Annotated in this window: 14 protein-coding genes; 10 read left to right on the plus strand and 4 right to left on the minus strand. The window is 74.8% G+C overall.

Translation table 11 applies throughout. The features are described from left to right. Positions 1-17: 17 nt before the first annotated feature. The 3 genes from AYX06_RS07645 to AYX06_RS07655 all read left to right on the plus strand — a co-directional run bounded on the left by AYX06_RS07645 (position 18) and on the right by AYX06_RS07655 (position 2,926). Entirely contained in the window at positions 18-857 is an 840-nt protein-coding gene (locus AYX06_RS07645; protein ID WP_062735264.1) for a DNA-formamidopyrimidine glycosylase family protein, read from the plus strand. 183 nt (positions 858-1,040) lie between these two features. Then, positions 1,041-2,516: a stealth family protein gene (locus AYX06_RS07650; protein WP_232319421.1), complete on the plus strand. Its 1,476-nt coding sequence runs from the start codon at positions 1,041-1,043 to the stop codon at positions 2,514-2,516. Between the two features lie 77 nt (positions 2,517-2,593). Beyond that, the gene (locus AYX06_RS07655; protein ID WP_062735265.1) at positions 2,594-2,926 is read left to right on the plus strand and encodes a carboxymuconolactone decarboxylase family protein; all 333 of its coding nucleotides are present in this window, start codon (positions 2,594-2,596) and stop codon (positions 2,924-2,926) included. Between the two features lie 122 nt (positions 2,927-3,048). Here AYX06_RS07655 and AYX06_RS07660 read toward each other — a convergent pair whose 3' ends face one another. Further along, positions 3,049-4,146 carry a pyridoxal-phosphate-dependent aminotransferase family protein gene (locus tag AYX06_RS07660; RefSeq protein ID WP_062735266.1) on the minus strand — a complete coding sequence of 366 codons (1,098 nt, stop codon included), beginning with the start codon at positions 4,144-4,146 and terminating at the stop codon, positions 3,049-3,051. Between the two features lie 323 nt (positions 4,147-4,469). Between AYX06_RS07660 and AYX06_RS07665 the strand changes: the two genes are divergently transcribed. Next, positions 4,470-4,964 (plus strand): nucleoside deaminase, encoded by a 495-nt coding sequence (locus tag AYX06_RS07665; RefSeq protein WP_062735267.1) that lies wholly within the window; start codon positions 4,470-4,472, stop codon positions 4,962-4,964. Between the two features lie 49 nt (positions 4,965-5,013). Here AYX06_RS07665 and AYX06_RS07670 read toward each other — a convergent pair whose 3' ends face one another. Beyond that, a complete protein-coding gene (locus tag AYX06_RS07670) occupies positions 5,014-5,640 on the minus strand; it encodes a MarR family winged helix-turn-helix transcriptional regulator (protein ID WP_084271743.1) in 627 nt (208 codons plus the stop codon). 154 nt (positions 5,641-5,794) lie between these two features. On the opposite strand from AYX06_RS07670, the gene AYX06_RS07675 reads away from it, so the two are divergent. The 3 genes from AYX06_RS07675 (at position 5,795) to AYX06_RS19240 (ending at position 8,671) form a co-directional block, all read left to right on the plus strand. Beyond that, positions 5,795-6,511, plus strand: a complete 717-nt coding sequence (locus AYX06_RS07675) for a hypothetical protein (protein ID WP_062735268.1) — start codon at positions 5,795-5,797, stop codon at positions 6,509-6,511. Between the two features lie 536 nt (positions 6,512-7,047). Continuing rightward, the gene (locus AYX06_RS07680) at positions 7,048-7,818 is read left to right on the plus strand and encodes a hypothetical protein (protein ID WP_062735269.1); all 771 of its coding nucleotides are present in this window, start codon (positions 7,048-7,050) and stop codon (positions 7,816-7,818) included. 13 nt (positions 7,819-7,831) lie between these two features. Further along, positions 7,832-8,671, plus strand: coding sequence for a class F sortase (locus AYX06_RS19240; protein WP_232319422.1), 840 nt, complete (start codon positions 7,832-7,834; stop codon positions 8,669-8,671). 113 nt (positions 8,672-8,784) lie between these two features. Here the strand turns inward: AYX06_RS19240 and AYX06_RS07690 are convergent, their stop codons facing one another. Further along, on the minus strand, positions 8,785-12,291 hold the full coding sequence (locus AYX06_RS07690) for a bifunctional proline dehydrogenase/L-glutamate gamma-semialdehyde dehydrogenase (protein ID WP_084271505.1): 3,507 nt from the start codon (positions 12,289-12,291) through the stop codon (positions 8,785-8,787). A 129-nt stretch (positions 12,292-12,420) separates the two neighbouring features. On the opposite strand from AYX06_RS07690, the gene AYX06_RS07695 reads away from it, so the two are divergent. Further along, complete coding sequence (locus AYX06_RS07695) at positions 12,421-13,329, plus strand: LysR substrate-binding domain-containing protein (protein ID WP_062735270.1); 909 nt, start codon at positions 12,421-12,423, stop codon at positions 13,327-13,329. A 3-nt stretch (positions 13,330-13,332) separates the two neighbouring features. Here AYX06_RS07695 and idi read toward each other — a convergent pair whose 3' ends face one another. Further along, positions 13,333-13,920, minus strand: coding sequence for an isopentenyl-diphosphate Delta-isomerase (idi, locus tag AYX06_RS07700; RefSeq protein WP_062735271.1), 588 nt, complete (start codon positions 13,918-13,920; stop codon positions 13,333-13,335). 119 nt (positions 13,921-14,039) lie between these two features. On the opposite strand from idi, the gene AYX06_RS07705 reads away from it, so the two are divergent. Together AYX06_RS07705 and AYX06_RS07710 are read left to right on the plus strand one after the other, a co-directional pair. Then, complete coding sequence (locus AYX06_RS07705; RefSeq protein WP_062735272.1) at positions 14,040-14,975, plus strand: pseudouridine synthase; 936 nt, start codon at positions 14,040-14,042, stop codon at positions 14,973-14,975. Then, positions 14,972-16,216 carry a DUF418 domain-containing protein gene (locus AYX06_RS07710; protein ID WP_062735273.1) on the plus strand — a complete coding sequence of 415 codons (1,245 nt, stop codon included), beginning with the start codon at positions 14,972-14,974 and terminating at the stop codon, positions 16,214-16,216. The genes AYX06_RS07705 and AYX06_RS07710 overlap by 4 nt, the downstream gene beginning before the upstream one ends. The last annotated feature ends 35 nt before the right edge of the window (positions 16,217-16,251 follow it).

Genomic DNA, 16,251 nt, shown 5'->3' on the forward strand with positions numbered 1-16,251 from the left:
CGGGCGAGGAGGCCGCCGTGCCCGAAGGTGACACCGTCTACCGCCAGGCCGCGCTGCTGCGCCGTGCCCTGGCCGGTCAGGTCCTCACACGCAGCGACCTGCGCTTCCCCGCGATCGCCACCGCGGACCTCTCTGGGCGCACCGTGACCGCGGTGGTCCCGCGCGGCAAGCACCTCCTGATCCGCGTGGACGGCGGCCCCGAGGCCCTGGTGCCGCTGACCCTGCACTCCCACCTGCTCATGGAGGGGATGTGGCACGTCTATCCGCGCGGGGCCCGATGGCGGCGCCCCGGCTACCAGGCGCGCGCGGTCCTGGAGACCGCCGGGGCCCAGGCGGTGGGCTTCGACCTCGGGATGCTGGACCTCGTGGCCACGGCGGACGAGGACGAGCTCGTGGGCCATCTCGGCCCGGACCTGCTCGGTCCCGACTGGGACCGGGCGGAGGCCCTGTCCCGGCTGGCCCGGCACCCGCGCCGGCCCGTGGCCGCCGCGCTGATGGACCAGCGCAACCTCGCCGGGATCGGCAACGTCTACCGCAACGAGATCCTGTTCCTGCGGCGCCTGCACCCCTTCACCCCGGTGGCCGCCGTCGAGGACCTCGGGGCCGTGGTGGACCTCTCCCACCGGCTGCTGCACGCCAACCGGGACCGCTCCCAGCGCTCCACCGTGGGCGGGCCGGCCCGGCGCGGCGAGCAGTTCTGGGTCTACGGCCGCGGCCGGCAGCCCTGCCGCCGCTGCGGGGCCCCGATCCGGGAGGCCCGGATCGACGACGCCGAGCTGGCCCCCGGCGAGGCCCACCCCGGGCCCCTGCAGGACCGGGCGCTGTGGTTCTGCGAGCGCTGCCAGCCGGCCCCGTGACGGCGGGCGCCCGCGGGGTCTTATCCTGGGAGCGCCGCAGCCGCTGACCAGGACCAGGAGACGACCATCGACGCCACCACGCTCGACACCGCCTACTTCCCCGCGCCCGAGGACGGGCCCGACGGCGAGGAGTTCCGCAGCGCGTCCCGCGCCTCCGCCGCGGCGCTCGACGAGCGCCCGGACGTGGTCCGGTACAAGGGCCGCTTCGCCCTGCGCATCACCGACCAGACGCCCCACGACGTCATGGTGCAGAACCTGCTGTTCCTGCGCCGCGTCCTGGAGGACGCCGGGATCGACCACCTCCTGGTGCGGGGCAACGACGAGCGCCCCGTGGTCGCGGTGGACCTGCACGACCGTGCGCGGCTGCGCGAGGCCCTGGTGCAGGCGGCCGTCGGCGAGCCGTACTACGTCAAGCCCATGGACACCAAGAAGCAGACCTCCGAGCTGCTCGCGGACGGGGAGCTCACGCACCGGCGCAACGCCCGCGTGTTCCGGCTCTACCGCCCGCACTACTCGAAGCGCTCGAAGCTGTACTACGGCGCGGCGACCGGCGTGCAGCTCGAGCTGTGGGAGTTCGGCGAGCAGGAGATCCGCCTGCCGGTGGAGAACTCCCTGACCCGCCGGACCGTCTCCCGCGCGGAGGCCGTGCGCGGCAGCGTGGAGCGCTTCGGCCTGCCGTGGCCGACCATCGAGAACATGTTCGCCGACCACGCCAGCGACATCGACTTCGAGATCGACATGGTCTTCTCGTGGGTGGACGGCTCCGACGCCGAGTACCGGCGGGTCCGGGCCTCCTACATGGAGGGCGCCGTGGTCGGGGAGGGCGACGACCACGAGGCCCGCTTCCGGCAGGTCGACGAGCTCAAGTACGCCCTGCGCTCGGTGCACATGTTCGCCCCCTGGGTCCGCACCATCTACATCGCCACCGACTCCCGGCCCCCGGCCTGGCTGGCCGAGCACCCCCGGGTGCGCCTGGTGCGCAGCGAGGAGTTCTTCGCGGACACCTCGGTGCTGCCCGTCTACAACTCGCAGGCGGTCGAGGCGCAGCTGCACCGGATCGAGGGGCTCTCCGAGCACTTCCTCTACTCCAACGACGACATGTTCTTCGGCCGCCAGCTCGGGCCGGCCCTGTTCTTCTCCCCCGGCGGGGTGACGAAGTTCGTGGAGGCCAGCACCCGCATCGGCCTGGGCGAGGGGCACCCCGAGCGCTCGGGCTTCGAGAACGCGGCCCGGGTGAACCGGCGGCTGCTGTGGGAGCGCTTCGGCCGGATCACCACCCGGCACCTGGAGCACTGCGCCGCCCCGCTGCGCCGCAGCGTGGTGGCCGAGATGGAGCGGGAGTTCCCCCGGGAGTTCCTCCGCACCGCCTCCAGCCGCTTCCGCGCCGCGGAGAACATCTCGGTGACCAACTCGCTGTACCACTACTACGCGCTGCTCACCGGCCGGGCCGTGACCCAGGACACCGCCCGCACCGAGTACGTGGACACCACCACCCGGGCGGGGCTGCAGCAGATGGACAGACTGCTCAGGCGGCGGAGCCTGGACATGTTCTGCCTCAACGACGGCAGCTTCCCGGAGGTGCCGGCGGCCGAGCGGGCCGAGCGGATGACGGAGTTCCTGGAGCGGTACTTCCCGATCCGGGCGCCCTGGGAGAAGTGACCGGGCCGGGCGCCGGGGTGGGCCGCCGGAGCCGATCGCGGTAGCCTCGGGGGCACCCGACCCGGAAGGACGTCACCGTGACCGACCACTACCACTCTCCGGACGACCTCAAGCGCCTGCCCGAGTTCAAGGAGCTCGCCCCGCAGGAGTTCCAGGCCTTCGCCGCCTTCGACGGCACGATCGGGCGGGAGGGCGGGGCCATCGACCAGCTCCACCGCGAGCTCATCGCGGTGGCCGTGGCCACCAGCTCCCAGTGCCCCTACTGTCTCGAGGTGCACGTGACCCAGGCCAAGAAGGCCGGGGCGTCGAAGGCCCAGATCGCCGAGGCGGTCATGGTCGCCGCCGGGCTGGGCGCCGGCGCCGCGGTCACCCACGGCACCATGGCCGTGCGGATCTTCGACGAGGCCTGATCCCGGTCCTCCCGGGGCCGGGGGGACCGGTCCGGCCCCGCCGGGTCCGGCCCCGCCGCGCGGCGTGCGCCGGCCGGGCCGGTGGGTCCGGCCCGGCCGGGTCCACCGCGCGGGGCTGCGGCTCAGACCAGCAGCGGGGCCTTCCGCAGCGCCTCCTGCAGGGCGCCCAGGACGAGCGCCACGGAGCCGGCATGGGCGTTGGGGCCCATCAGCCCGATCCGCCAGACCGTGTCGGCGTACTCCTTGACGCCCGCGCCGATCTCCAGCGAGTAGTGCTCCAGCAGGTGGGCCCGGACCGCGGCGGAGTCGACCCCCTCGGGCACCTTCACGGTGGTCAGCTCCGGCAGCCGGTGGCCCTCGGCGGCGAACAGCTCCAGGCCCATCTCCTGCAGCCCGTCCTGCAGGGCGTCGCCCGCCGCCTGGTGGCGGGCCCACACGTTCTCCAGGCCCTCCGCGGAGATCCGGCGCAGCCCCGCGTCCAGGGAGGCGATCATGGCCGTGGGCGCGGTGTGGTGGTAGGTGCGGGCACGGCCCTGCGCCTCCCCCACGTAGCCGCCGAGCATGCCGAGGTCCAGGTACCAGGACCGGGGATGCCGCACCCGGCGCTCGAACGCGGCGTCCGAGATCGTGAACGGCGCCAGACCGGGGGCCACGCCCAGGCACTTCTGGGTGCCGGCGTAGCCGAGGTCCACCCCCCAGTCGTCCGCGCGCAGCTCGATCCCGCCGATGGACGTGACGGCGTCGACGAGCAGCAGGGCGTCGCCCTTGAGCTCCCCCAGCGCAGCGATGTCCGAGCGCACGCCCGTGGAGGTCTCGGCGTGCACCGCGGCGATGATCTTCGGGGCGGGGTGCGCCTCGGCGACCTGCTGGGGGTCGATCGGCTGCCCGTACGGGAAGTCCACCCGCACCACCTCGGCGCCGCACCGGGCCGCGACGTCGCACATCCGCTCCCCGAAGAGGCCGTTGACCGCCACGACGACGACGTCGCCCTCCTCGACGGTGTTGACGAAGGCGGCCTCCATGCCGGCCGAGCCGGTGGCGCTCAGCGGCAGGGTGCGCCGGTTGCGGGTGCCCCAGACCTCGCGCAGGCCGTCGCAGGCGCTGTCCATGATCTCCAGGAACGCGGGGTCGAGGTGCCCGAGCAGCGGATGGGCCAGCGCGGCCGTGGCCTCGGGATACGGGTTGGACGGGCCGGGACCGAACAGGTGTCGCTGGATCATGGGCACGGGGCGCTCCTCACACGGACGGGTCTTCGGGTCGGGAGCCAGCCTAGCCGGGACGCCCTCCGGCCCGGGGCCGGGTGACCGGTCCGGCGACGCCGTGCCGGCCGTGCCCGCGCGCGGTCCCCGGCGCCGCAGGGACGACTGTTGTGAAGCGGGACACTGCCCGGTAGCCTCTGGACTGGCCCACGGCGGGTCCGGGCGACCGGGCTATCTACCAGGCAGAACTGCACCATCGATCACGCAGCGGCCGCCGTCGGCGCGTCTCCCGGTTCTGGCTCGGCGAGCTCCTCAGCGGCACCTGCCTCACCCGGGAGATCCGCATGAGCACGAACGAGACCACTGTTCCGGCCGAGGCCCGGCAGTTCCTGCGCGAGGCCATCGCGCTCGCGGTCGACAACGCCAAGGCCGACGGCGGGCCCTTCGGCGCCGTGGTCGTCACCGCCGACGGCCGCCGCTTCTCCGGCGTCAACCGTGTCACCGCCGACAACGACCCGACCGCACACGCCGAGGTGGTCGCCATCCGCACCGCCTGCCGGGAGCTCGGCACGTTCGACCTCTCCGGGGCGACCCTCTACTCGAGCTGCGAGCCGTGCCCGCTGTGCGTCTCCGCGTCGCTGTGGTCCCGCCTGGACGCGGTCTGGTTCGCGGCCGACCGGCACGACGCCGCGGCCGGGGGCTTCGACGACGCCGAGTTCCACGAGTTCTTCGCCCGGCCGGTGGAGGAGCGCTCGCTGCCCGTGCGTCCGGTCGACCTGCAGGAGCGCACCGCGCCCTTCGAGGCGTGGGCGGCGAACACGACCCGCACCGCCTACTGAGCGCCGCGCCACGGCACCGGCAGGGGCCCGCGCCGGACGCCGCCGGCCGTCAGGCTCCGGCAGCGGCCGGCGCGCCCGGCCGCTCGGCGGCGTCGGCGCCCCGGACGGCCCCGGGATCCTCGGGGCTCTCGAGGCTCTGGGGATCCCCCGCATCACCGGAATCCTCGAGGGCCTCGACGATGTCGACAGTGCCGACGGCGTCGGCCATGGCGTGCAGGAAGGCGGTGACGGTGGCGGCCTGGTCCGGGTCCAGGGCCCGGGCGGTGGCCAGCATCCGCTCGTGCATCCTGCCCAGGGTGGTGCGCACCTCGCAGTCGGCCTCGGCGGTGGCCACGATCACCAGGGCGCGCCGGTCGGTGGGGTGCGGGCGGCGGGCGACGTGGCCGGTGCGGGTGAGCCGGTCCAGCAGGGTGGTGGTGGAGGCCGAGGAGATGCCCAGCCGGGCGGCGAGGTCGCGGGGGCTCATCGGGGTGCCGGCCCGGTGGGCCTCGAGCAGGTAGCGCAGGGCGAGGACGTCTTTCTCGCCCATGCCCATGGAGTCCTTGGTGCGCCGGCGCATGGCGGTCTCGGCGGCGCGGTAGGCGCGCAGGGCCTCGAGCACCTGCACCGGTCCGGGCCCGGCGGCGTCGTCGGTGCCGTACCAGTAGCCGGAGGAGGCAGGGGGGGGAGACGTCATGACGATCATCCTAGGTCACCGACAAGCGCGACCTTCGAGTAACTAGACAAACTAGACACTATCGACTTGGATGATGTGGTGCGCGTCTCGCGGCCCGGCCCCGGGATCTGCGCACGACCGCAGGGAACGCAGGGAACGTGAGGAAGGTCGAGGTATGAACCAGCAGGTGCAGCACCGGTCCACGCAGCAGAGGACGGATCCGGGAACCGGCCGGCCGGCCACCCCGCAGACGACGGGTCCCGTGCACTGCGGCCGTCCCATGCCGGTGCGCCCGCTCGACCTCGCCGACCTCGACGGCCACGCGAACCACGCCGCCGCCCAGGCCGCCGTCGACGGCCGCCGGCTGCACGCCTGCACCTGCGGCTTCCTGGTCGAGACCGAGGATCCCGCCGGGACGGGCGCCCCGCTCGTCGCCCGCGGGGACGAGCACCTGTTCCACCCCTTCTTCACTCGGCGGGTCCTGGCGGCGGCCGGGCGCGCCGAGACGGCCGAGTGGACCCTCGACCAGCAGCTCGCGGAGGACGACGCCGCCCAGGGCCACGACGACGCCGCCCGGCACGTGTGGCTCCTGGAGGCCGGCGCCGAGACCGCGCAGTGGGAGCTGGACCAGGCCGTCGACGCCCTGCACGCCGAGCTCCGCCTGGCCGCCCGCCACGGAGTGCCGCTCGCCGCGCTGTCAGCGGCCGCCTGCCTCGACGAGGAGTCCGTGGTCGCAGCACTCCGCCACGACCGGGCACCGGCCGTCCCTGCCGGCGGGGACCGCCGAGCGCCCCACGCGGCGGCGAGCACAGGAGTGACCGAACTCCGCACCCCGGGTCACCGCGCAGCGGCGGAGGGCCGGCGGGTCGACTCCTTCGCCGCCGCGGGCTGAGCGGACCCCCTCCGCGCGGCAGCCTGCCGGCGATCCCCGTGCAGGTCGGCGCCGACACGTCTCCCCGTGTGAAGCGGCTTACAAAATGTCGATCATTCGTTTACATGTCAGTAATCTGATCTCGAGGAGCTCGGTCGGCGCACGGGTCCGATGTGCGATGCACGTGGGGGGACACCGGAGCGCAGCCGCCCGGCAGCTCGCCGTGCCGCCCCCGGTCCGATCCGCCGGGGGCGGCACGTTTTTGGCGGCGCCGGCCCGGTCGGTCCCGGGGAACGAGCCGCGTGCCCTCGGCGTCGTGCTCATCGAGAGGACAGCACCTCGACCGGGATCTTTGCCGCCCGCGCCGCAGCATCCACCGGGCACTCCGGAATCCCCCCTCGACCGGCCCGTCGGCCTGCCCACCGATCGGGAACCGACTGCTGCATGACGCGTTCACCGTCGCATATGGCCGCCCCCTCGACGCGACCCGAATGATCAGTAGACTGTGCATTGCGTCACTTCCCAGCCCTGTCATTCCTGACCGAGAGGCCGATCCCATGAAGAAGTCCGCTCTGCTCGCCGCGCCCGCCCTGGCGCTCGCGGCCGTGACCCTGCCCACCACCACTGCCACCGCCGCCGAAAGCTGGTCCTTCCAGGCCGAGCTCGCGCCGGTCAACAACAGCACCGCCGCCGGCCACGCCGTCGTCGACGTCACCGGCCAGGAGGCCACCGTGACCGTGGAGGTCGCCGGGGCGCCCGCCCTCTTCCAGGGCGCGCCCTATCCGCACGCCCAGCACATCCACATCGGGGGCCAGGGGGTGTGCGCTCCGCCGAGCGCCGACGCCGACGGGGACGGCGCGGTCAGCTCCATGGAGGGCAAGCCCTGGACCGGCGGGATCGGCACCTCGCTCACCACCTCGGGGGACACGAGCCCGGCCTCCGCGGTGGCGGTCGACCGCTTCCCGGCCGGTGAGGCCTACACCTATCAGCGGACCTTCCCGGTCGACGGGGCCACGCTGGCCGCCCTGCAGAACGGCACCGCGGTGGTCAACGTCCACGGCGCGGACCCGGCGGCGCTCTCGGCCGCGGCGCAGGCGAAGGCGAACCCGATGGCCCCGGCCCTGCCGCTGGCCTCCGACATCCCGATCGCCTGCGGGGTGCTCGCACCCGCCCAGATGGCGGTGCCCGAGGGCCCGGCGGACACCGGCGTGGAGACGGCGGCGGCGGGCTCGGACGCCCGCGGCCTGGCCGGAGCGGCCGTGCTGGGGATGCTCGCCCTGGGCGGCGCCGCGGTGGGCCTGCGCCGCCGCGCGGCCGGCGGTCGCTGACCCCGGACACCGCGTGCCCCGCCACCGCGCCGAGACCCGCCACCTCCGCACGGGGGTGGCGGGTCTCGCCGTGGTCCTGGGCCTGTGGTGCACCGGGGACAGCACCGCGCCCACGCCCCCGGCGACGGCGCAGCACCCCGTCGCCGGGCAAGCCGTCCCGCTCGCCGCCTCCGTCCCGCCGGAGGCGGCGAGCTCCAGCACCCCGGGAACCGGCAGCCCGGCGCCCAGCACTGTGGAGCCCGGCGCGGCGGGCCCCAGCGCTGCGACGCCCTCGGGATCCGGTGCCCCGACCGCCGGCACTTCTGCACCTCCGGCGCCCAGCGCAGCGGCACCCGGCGCCGCGGCACCGCGTGCCCCGGCACGCACCCTGGACCCGGAGGCCCGCCCGCGGGCGCTGCCCGCCTCGGCGCCGGTGCGCCTGACCATCGGCACTCTCGGGGTGGAGGACCGGCTCATGACGCTGGACCGGCGCCCCGACCGCACCCTGGAGGTCCCGCCGGAGCACCCCGGCGCCCCGGCCGGCTGGTACCGGCGCTCCCCCACACCGGGCGAGGTGGGCCCGGCCGTGCTGCTGGGGCACGTCAACGCCACCGGCGGCGGGGCGGGGGTCTTCGCGGACCTGCACCGGCTGGTCCCCGGGGACCGCATCGCCGTGGCCCGCGCGGACGGGTCCACGGCGGAGTTCACGGTGGATGCCGTCGAACGCCACGCGAAGGACTCGTTCCCCACGCTGCGGGTCTACGGCAACACCGCCGGGCCGGAGCTGCGGCTGATCACCTGCGACGGCTACGATCCGGCGACGGGGACCTTCGACGAGAACCTGGTGGTCTACGCCTCCCTCGCCCGGGGCTGAACGGCCCGCCCCGAACGGCACGGCGCCCCGCGCCGCGGTCCGTCGGGGAACGGGGGCCGCGGCGCGGGGCGCCGTCGCAGCAGCGCGCCGGATCAGCGCGCCGGGTCAGCTCGTCAGATCAGCTCGTCCGTGAGGTGGTTGGGCGTGCCGAACCGGTGGGCGGTGATGCTCACGGCCTGCTCGTGCAGGAACGGGAGCATCTCCACCCGGCCGGCCCCCGTGACGGGGTGGGCGTAGACGGCCACGTCGGGACGGGACCCGGTCGCGGCGATGAAGGCCGCGCGGTCCCCGCCGATGAGACGGACCCGCCCGCCGCCGAGCTCGGCGGCGCGAGCCAGCCAGGCGGCGTCGTCCTCGACCCGGACCGGCACGCCGCGGCCGGTGAGCACGGAGCGCACCGCCGCGGGCAGCTCGAGCGCCGAGGAGACGCTGAGCTCCGCGCCGGCGCGCAGGCCGGCGCCGACCACGCGGAGCAGATCGGCCAGGGGCTCCCCCTCGGACAGCCGCACCGTCACCGGCAGCGGCAGGTAGCGGAAGACGTTGCGCTCCGCGTAGAGCTGCGAGACGTCCCGGGCCACCCCGAACTCCTCGGCCCAGGCGGCCTCGTCACTGCGCAGCGCCTGCTCGAGGGTCCCGGCCTCCTGCTCCGTGACCCCGGCCCGGCCCGCACGGGCGGCGGCGAGCAGATCGGCCACGGCCGCGTCGGTCACGGGACGCCCGTCCCCGCGCAGCGGCGCCGGCTCCCACTCGCCCAGGCCCATGAGGTAGCTGGGGCCGCCGGCCTTGGTGCCCGGGCCCACCGCGGACTTCTTCCAGCCGCCGAAGGGCTGGCGCTGGACGATGGCCCCGGTGATCCCGCGGTTGACGTAGACGTTGCCGGCCTGGACGTGCTCCAGCCAGTAGCCGATCTCCTCCGGGTCCAGGGAGTGCAGCCCGCCGGTGAGGCCGTAGTCGACCTCGTTCTGGATGGCCACGGCCTCCTCCAGGGTCTCGGCGGTCATCACCCCCAGCACCGGGCCGAAGTACTCGACCAGGTGGAACTCGGAGCCGCGCTGCACCCCGGTGCGCACGCCCGGGGACCACAGCTTGCCCGTGTCGTCCAGCTGCTGCGGCTCGATCAGCCAGGACTGCCCGTCCTCGAGGGTGGTCAGGGCCTGGAGCAGCTTGCCCTCGGCGGGCTCGGTGAGCGGACCCATCTGCGCGGCGGGGTTGGTCGGGTAGTCCACGGTGAGGGAGCTGACCGCGTCCACCAGCTGGTTGCGGAACCGCTTGGACTTCGCCACCGAGCCGACCAGGATCACCAGGGAGGCCGCCGAGCACTTCTGCCCGGCGTGGCCGAACGCGGAGTAGGCGACGTCCTTGGCGGCGAGGTCGAAGTCGGCGCTGGGGGTGACGACGAGGGCGTTCTTGCCCGAGGTCTCGGCCAGCAGCGGCAGGTCGGAGCGGAAGGAACGGAACAGCTCCGCCGTCTCGTAGGCGCCGGTGAGGATGAGGCGGTCCACCGACGGGTGGGAGATCAGCTGGCGGCCGAGGGCACGCTCCTCGAGATCCACGAGGGCGAGCACGTCCCGGGGAATCCCGGAGGCGTCCAGGGCCTCCCAGATCGCCTCGGCCACCACGGCGCCGCAGCGCTTGGTCGGGCCGGCCGGCTTGAACACCACCGGGGACCCGGCGGCCAGGGCGGCCAGGGCGGAGCCGGCCGGGATGGCCACGGGGAAGTTCCACGGCGGGGTCACCACGGTGAGCCGGGAGGGCAGGAAGGTCGCGCCGTCGACCTCGTCCAGCTCCCGGGCGCGCTCGGCGTAGTAGTGGGCGAAGTCGATGGCCTCGCTGATCTCCGGGTCCGCCTGGTCGAGGGTCTTGCCGGCCTCCGCGGCCGCGACCTCGAGCAGTTCCGCCCGGCGGGCCGCCAGGGCCTCCCCGGCCCGGTGGAGCACCTCGGCCCGCTGGGCGCCGGTCAGCGCGGCCCAGCCGCGGCCGGCCGCGAGGGCGGCGTCGATGACGCGGTCGAGCTGCTCCTCGGTCTGCAGCGCCGCGGCGGCGACGGTCGCCGTGCCGGCCGTTGACCCGGGAACGCGGTCGAGGATCGCCCGGCCCCAGTCCCGGTTGGCGGCCACGGCCGGGTCGGTGTCCGGGGTGTTGGCGAAGCCGTCGGTCGGCGCGGGCAGCTCGGGCAGCCGGCGGTCCTGGGTCCGGTGGGGCAGCGGCACGGTGTCGTCGAGCGCGGCCAGCGAGGCGAGGAAGCGGTTCTTCTCCCGCTCGAAGAGCTCCTCGTTCGCGGAGAGCTCGAAGACCGCGGACATGAAGTTCTCCTGGCTCGCGCCCTCCTCGAGCCGGCGGATCAGGTAGGCGATGGCCACGTCGAACTCGGCCGGGTGCACCACCGGGGTGTAGAGCAGCAGGGAGCCGACGTCGCGCTTGACGGCCTGAGCCTGGCCGGTGGCCATGCCCAGCAGCATCTCGAAGTCGATGGCCTCGGTGACCCCGCGCTCGGAGGCGAGCAGCCAGGCGAAGGCGATGTCGAAGAGGTTGTGCCCGGCCACGCCGATCCGGACCGCGTCGGCGTGCTCCGGCTGCAGCGCGTAGTTGAGCACGCGCTTGTAGTGGGTGTCCGAGTCCTGCTTCGTCCCCCAGGTGGCCAGCGGCCAGTCGTGCAGGGAGGCCTCGACCTGCTCCATGGGCAGGTTCGCCCCCTTGACCACGCGGACCTTGACGCGCGCCCCGCCGGCCGCGCGGCGGGCCTGGGCCCACTCCTGGAGGCGGATCATCGCCTGCAGGGCGTCGGGCAGGTAGGTCTGCAGCACGATGCCGGCCTCGAGGTCCTGGAACTGGGGCTGGTCGAGGATCCGCGTGAACACCGCCAGCGTCATGTCGAGGTCCTTGTACTCCTCCATGTCCAGGTTGATGAACTTCGGCGTGGAGAACGAGACGGCCCGGGCGTAGAGCGGGGTGAGCTTCTCGACGACCTCGGCCACGGCCTCGTCGAAGGCCCAGGCGGAGTGCGGGGCCACGGTGGAGGAGACCTTGATGGAGACGTAGTCCACGTCCGGGCGGGCCAGCAGGTCGTGGGTGCCCTGCAGCCGGCGGTCGGCCTCGCGCTCGCCGAGCACGGCCTCGCCGAGGAGGTTGACGTTGAGCCGGACGTCGTCCGTGCGGATCTTCGCGATCGACTTCCCGAGCTTGGCCTCGCTGGCGTCCACGATGAGGTGTCCGACCATCTCGCGCAACGCCTTGCGGGCGGCCGGGATCACGACCTGCGGGGCGACCGGGGCCAGGGCCCCGCCGGTGCGCACCGCGGTGCGCAGGTACCAGGGCAGGAAGCCCGGGACGCGGGGCGCGAGCCGGGCGAGGTTGCGGGCGGCGACCTTGATGTCCTCCGGGCGGATCACGCCGTCGACGAAGCCGACCGTGAAGTCCAGCCCGCTGGGATCCTTGAGCACCCCGGCCAGCTGCTCGCCCGAGGCGTCCTTGGGGAACTGCTCCGCCTCGGTGAGCCAGCGGCGCACCGTGGCCACGGCCTGCTCGGGCAGCGACGCCGGGATCGCGGCGTGGGGAAGGGTGCGTCCGCTCGACGGCTCCGCGGGGGTGTGCGCGGTCGCGGGGACGGGGATCGTCGTCATGGGTGGTACTCCCTGGTCTGCGTGGAAAGCACTGGTGCGTCCCTCACTATGCGCCTTCTTTCTGTTCGGATAAAGTGATGTTTTCCACGGATGATTCATCAGTGGATGTGATGATTGTGAGGTGCTCCCGTGCTCGACGTGCGCAAGCTGCGCCTGCTGCGCGAACTGGCGCTGCGCGGCACCCTGGCCGAGGTGGCGGCGGCCCTGAGCTACAGCCCCTCGGCGGTCTCCCAGCAGCTCTCCGCCCTGGAGAAGGAGGCCGGGGTGGAGCTGCTCTCCAAGGCCGGCCGGCGGGTGCAGCTGACCCCGCAGGCGGAGATCCTGGTGGCGCGCACCGCCGAGCTGCTGGACGTCCTGGAGCGGGCCGAGTCGGACCTGGCGGCGTCGCTGAGCACGGTCACGGGCACGGTGCGGGTCGCCGTGTTCCAGTCGGCCGCCCTGGCGCTGCTGCCGGAGGTGCTGGGCACGATGCGCCGCGAGCACCCGGAGGTGCGGGTGGAGATGGTGCAGGCGGAGCCGGAGCGCGCCCTCTACGAGACCTGGACGCGCGAGTTCGACCTCGTGGTCGCGGAGCAGTACCCCAGCCACGCCGCCGCCCACCACCCCGATCTGGACCGGCGGCGGCTCATCACGGATGCCATCCGCCTGGCCGTTCCCCCCGGGGCGGAGCACGCGTCCATCGCCTCGCTGCAGGACGCCGGCGGGATGCCGTGGGTCATGGAGCCCCGGGGAGCGGCGTCGAGGCACTGGGGCGAGCAGCTGTGCCGGCGGGCGGGGTTCGAGCCGGACGTCCGGTTCTCCACGGCGGACCTGCAGGCCCAGACCCGGCTCGTGGAGTCGGGCAACGCCGTGGCCCTCATGCCGGACCTCATGTGGGCGGGCGGCGACTCGCCCTGCCGGCTGGTCGACCTGCCCTCCGGGCCGCGGCGGACGGTGTTCACCTCGATCCGCGGCTCGAGCGTGCGGCGCCCGGCGATCCTGGCCCTCCGCGCGGCGCTCGAGGCGGTGGCCGCCGAGCTCGCCGCGCGGATGGACTGACGGTCAGGGGCGGGCGGCGGCCGGCCCGGTGAGCGCCCGGCGCAGCCGGCCGTCGGCGATCTGCTCCAGCAGCCACGGGCTGAGCAGGAACGGCGCGGCCTCGGCCGCGGCGAAGAGCTCCTCCGGGGTGATCCAGGCGACCTCCGCGACCTCCGCCGGCAGCGGCTGCGGCTGCCCGGCGGCGCGCGCCACGTAGACGGGGCAGAACTCGTTCTCCACGATCCCGGAGGCGTCCACGGCCCGGTAGCGGAAGTCCGGCAGGACCTCCGTCACCCCGGTCACCGCGAAGCCCAGCTCCTGGCCCGCCCGCCGGGCGACGGCCTCCTCGAAGTCCTCGCCGGGAGCCGGGTGGCCGCAGAAGCTGTTGGTCCACACCCCGGGCCAGGTCTTCTTGGCCAGGGCCCGGCGGGTCAGCAGCAGCCGCCCGTCGTCGCCGAGGACGTAGCACGAGACCGCCAGGTGCAGCGGGGTGTCCGTGGTGTGCACCTCCGCCTTGGGCGCGGTGCCCACGGGACGGTGGGCGTCGTCGAGCAGGACGACCTCCTCGACGGCTCCGGGGACGGCTCCGGGGACGGCTTCGTGGCTGGCCATGGGTCTCGTTCCGGTCGGTGGCGGGAGGGTGTCCGCGCCCATTCTCCCAGGCCTGCGCGCAGGAGGCACGCGGGGCGGGGAGTGGACAAGGGCTCGCCCGGGGAGCACGATCGGGAACCATGCGACGACGTCGGCCCGCCCCCGCCCCTCTGCCCCTGCGGGACGGCGTGGACCCCGTCCGGGTCCGGCTGCCGGCGGAGGACGGGTGGAGCACGGTCCGGGGCTGGCTGCTGGACCGGTTCCCGGCCTCCGCCCCGGAGCTGGAGGAGCTCTTCGCGTCTGGGGGGATCGTCGACGACGCCGGGCGGTCCCTCGCCCACGACGCCCCGTACGTGCCCGGCGGGTCGGTCTGGTACCACCGGGCCCTGCCGGCCGAACCGGAGCTGCCCGGGGACCTGCCGGTGCTGTTCGAGGACGAGTGGCTGCTGGCCGTCGACAAGCCGCACGGTCTGCCCACCACTCCGCGCGGCGGGTTCGTGGCCCAGAGCGCGCTCGTGAAGCTGCGCCGCGCCCGCGGCGAGGACCGGCTCTCCCCGCTGCACCGGCTGGACCGCGGCACGGCCGGGGTGCTGCTGCTCTCCCGGGATCCCGCGACCCGCGGCCGGTTCCAGACCCTCTTCCAGGACCGGGCGGTGGCCAAGGAGTACGAGGCGGTCGCCGTGCACCGGCCCGGGCTCGGGCTGCCGCGCGTCGTGGAGTCCCGCATCGTCAAGGACCGCACGTGCCTGCAGGCGCGGGAGGTGCCGGGACCGGCCAACGCGCGCACCGTCGTCGACCGGGCGGGCCCCCCGTTCTCGGACGCCGAGGGCGAGTGGGCGCGCTACCGGCTGCGGCCCGAGACCGGGCGCACCCACCAGATCCGGGTGCACCTGGCCGGGCTGGGCGTCCCGGTCCGGAACGACCCCCTCTACCCGCGGGTGCGGCCGGCCGGCAGCGAGGACCCCGCCCGGCCGCTGCAGCTGCTGGCCCGGCGGATCGGCCTGACCCACCCGATGACGGGGCGCCCGCTCGTGCTCGAGAGCCGGCGTGCCCTGCGCAGCGGGACCCCCGCGTGAGCGCGCCGCGCACCGCGCCGGCGTCCGCCCGGGTGCCCGCCCCGGACGTGGCCCGCGGGCTGATGCTCTGGGTCATCGCCGTCGCCAACGTCACCGCGTGGATCTGGGCGCCCGGGCCCACGGACGGCCCGCGCGACCGGACCCTGGGCGCCGGGGCGGGCACGGCCGGGTGGACGGCGGACGACGTGGTCAACACCGCCATGTCCATGCTCGTGGACGGCCGCGGCTTCCCCCTGTTCTCCTTCCTGGTCGGCTACGGCGTGGGCCAGATCGCCGCCCGGGAGGCCGCGTGCGGCACCCCGCTGCCGCGCGCCCGGCAGCTGCTGGTCCGGCGCTACGGGTGGCTGCTGCTCATCGGGGCCCTGCACGCGTGCCTGCTCTTCCCCGGGGACATCATCACGGCCTACGCCTTCGGGGGCCTGTTCCTGACCCTGCTGATCGCGGAGGGCACGGCCACCCTGCTCGTCCTGGCCGGCCTGGGCTCCGTGCTGATGGTCCTCTACGGCGCGGCGAGCTGGGCCGTGCGGGCCCCCGGCACCGCGCCCTTCCCCAGCCTCGTCACGGACTCCGCGCAGGAGCACCTCGCCCTCGTGCTGGCCGAGGGCGCGGGAGTGGTGGCCTTCGCCCCGCTCCAGCTGCTGGGGCTGCTGCCCATGCTGCTGCTCGGCCTGGCGCTCAGCCGCTACCGGGTGCTGGAGGACCCCGGGCCCCGCCGCGGGCGGCTGCTGGTCACCGCGGTGGCCTGCATCGGCGCGGGGCTGCTCACCGGCTTCGGCACGGGCCTGCTGACCACGGACATGCTCGAGCCTTCCACCACCGCAGGGTCCCTGCTCACCGGGCTGGACGCCCTGACCGGGGCCGCGCAGGGCATCGGCTACGCGCTCGTGGTGGCCCTGGTCTGCGCGCGGGCCCAGCGCCGGTCCCCGGGCACTCCCCTCCGGGCGCGGGAGCACCCCGCGCTGTGGTCGCTGCAGGCACTGGGGCGCCGGTCGATGAGCGGCTACATCGCCCAGTCCGTGCTCTTCACGGTCCTGATGCCGCCGTTCGCGCTGGGCCTCGGCCGCGCCCTGACCCCCACCGCCGCGCTGCTGCTGGGCACCGCGGTGTGGCTGGCCACCCTGCTCGGCGCCGTCCTGCTCGAGCGGCGCGGCCTGCGGGGGCCCGTCGAGACGGTCCACCGGCGGCTGTTCCTCGGCCCCGCCCGGGGCCGCTCCGGCCCGCACCCCGCGACGAGCGCATAGGCTCGGAGCAGCATCCTCCCCCCGCCAGCACCAGG

Source organism: Kocuria turfanensis (assembly GCF_001580365.1).
Classification (GTDB): Bacteria; Actinomycetota; Actinomycetes; order Actinomycetales; family Micrococcaceae; genus Kocuria; species Kocuria turfanensis.

Bases quoted from the DNA above. Each gene is read 5' to 3' on its own strand.
- AYX06_RS07660 (WP_062735266.1), bottom strand. From the start codon at position 4,146: ATGATCCAGCGACACCTGTTCGGTCCCGGCCCGTCCAACCCGTATCCC.
- AYX06_RS07665 (WP_062735267.1), top strand. From the start codon at position 4,470: ATGAGCACGAACGAGACCACTGTTCCGGCCGAGGCCCGGCAGTTCCTG.
- AYX06_RS07670 (WP_084271743.1), bottom strand. From the start codon at position 5,640: ATGACGTCTCCCCCCCCTGCCTCCTCCGGCTACTGGTACGGCACCGAC.
- AYX06_RS07675 (WP_062735268.1), top strand. From the start codon at position 5,795: ATGAACCAGCAGGTGCAGCACCGGTCCACGCAGCAGAGGACGGATCCG.
- AYX06_RS07680 (WP_062735269.1), top strand. From the start codon at position 7,048: ATGAAGAAGTCCGCTCTGCTCGCCGCGCCCGCCCTGGCGCTCGCGGCC.
- AYX06_RS07690 (WP_084271505.1), bottom strand. From the start codon at position 12,291: ATGACGACGATCCCCGTCCCCGCGACCGCGCACACCCCCGCGGAGCCG.
- idi (WP_062735271.1), bottom strand. From the start codon at position 13,920: ATGGCCAGCCACGAAGCCGTCCCCGGAGCCGTCCCCGGAGCCGTCGAG.
- AYX06_RS07705 (WP_062735272.1), top strand. From the start codon at position 14,040: ATGCGACGACGTCGGCCCGCCCCCGCCCCTCTGCCCCTGCGGGACGGC.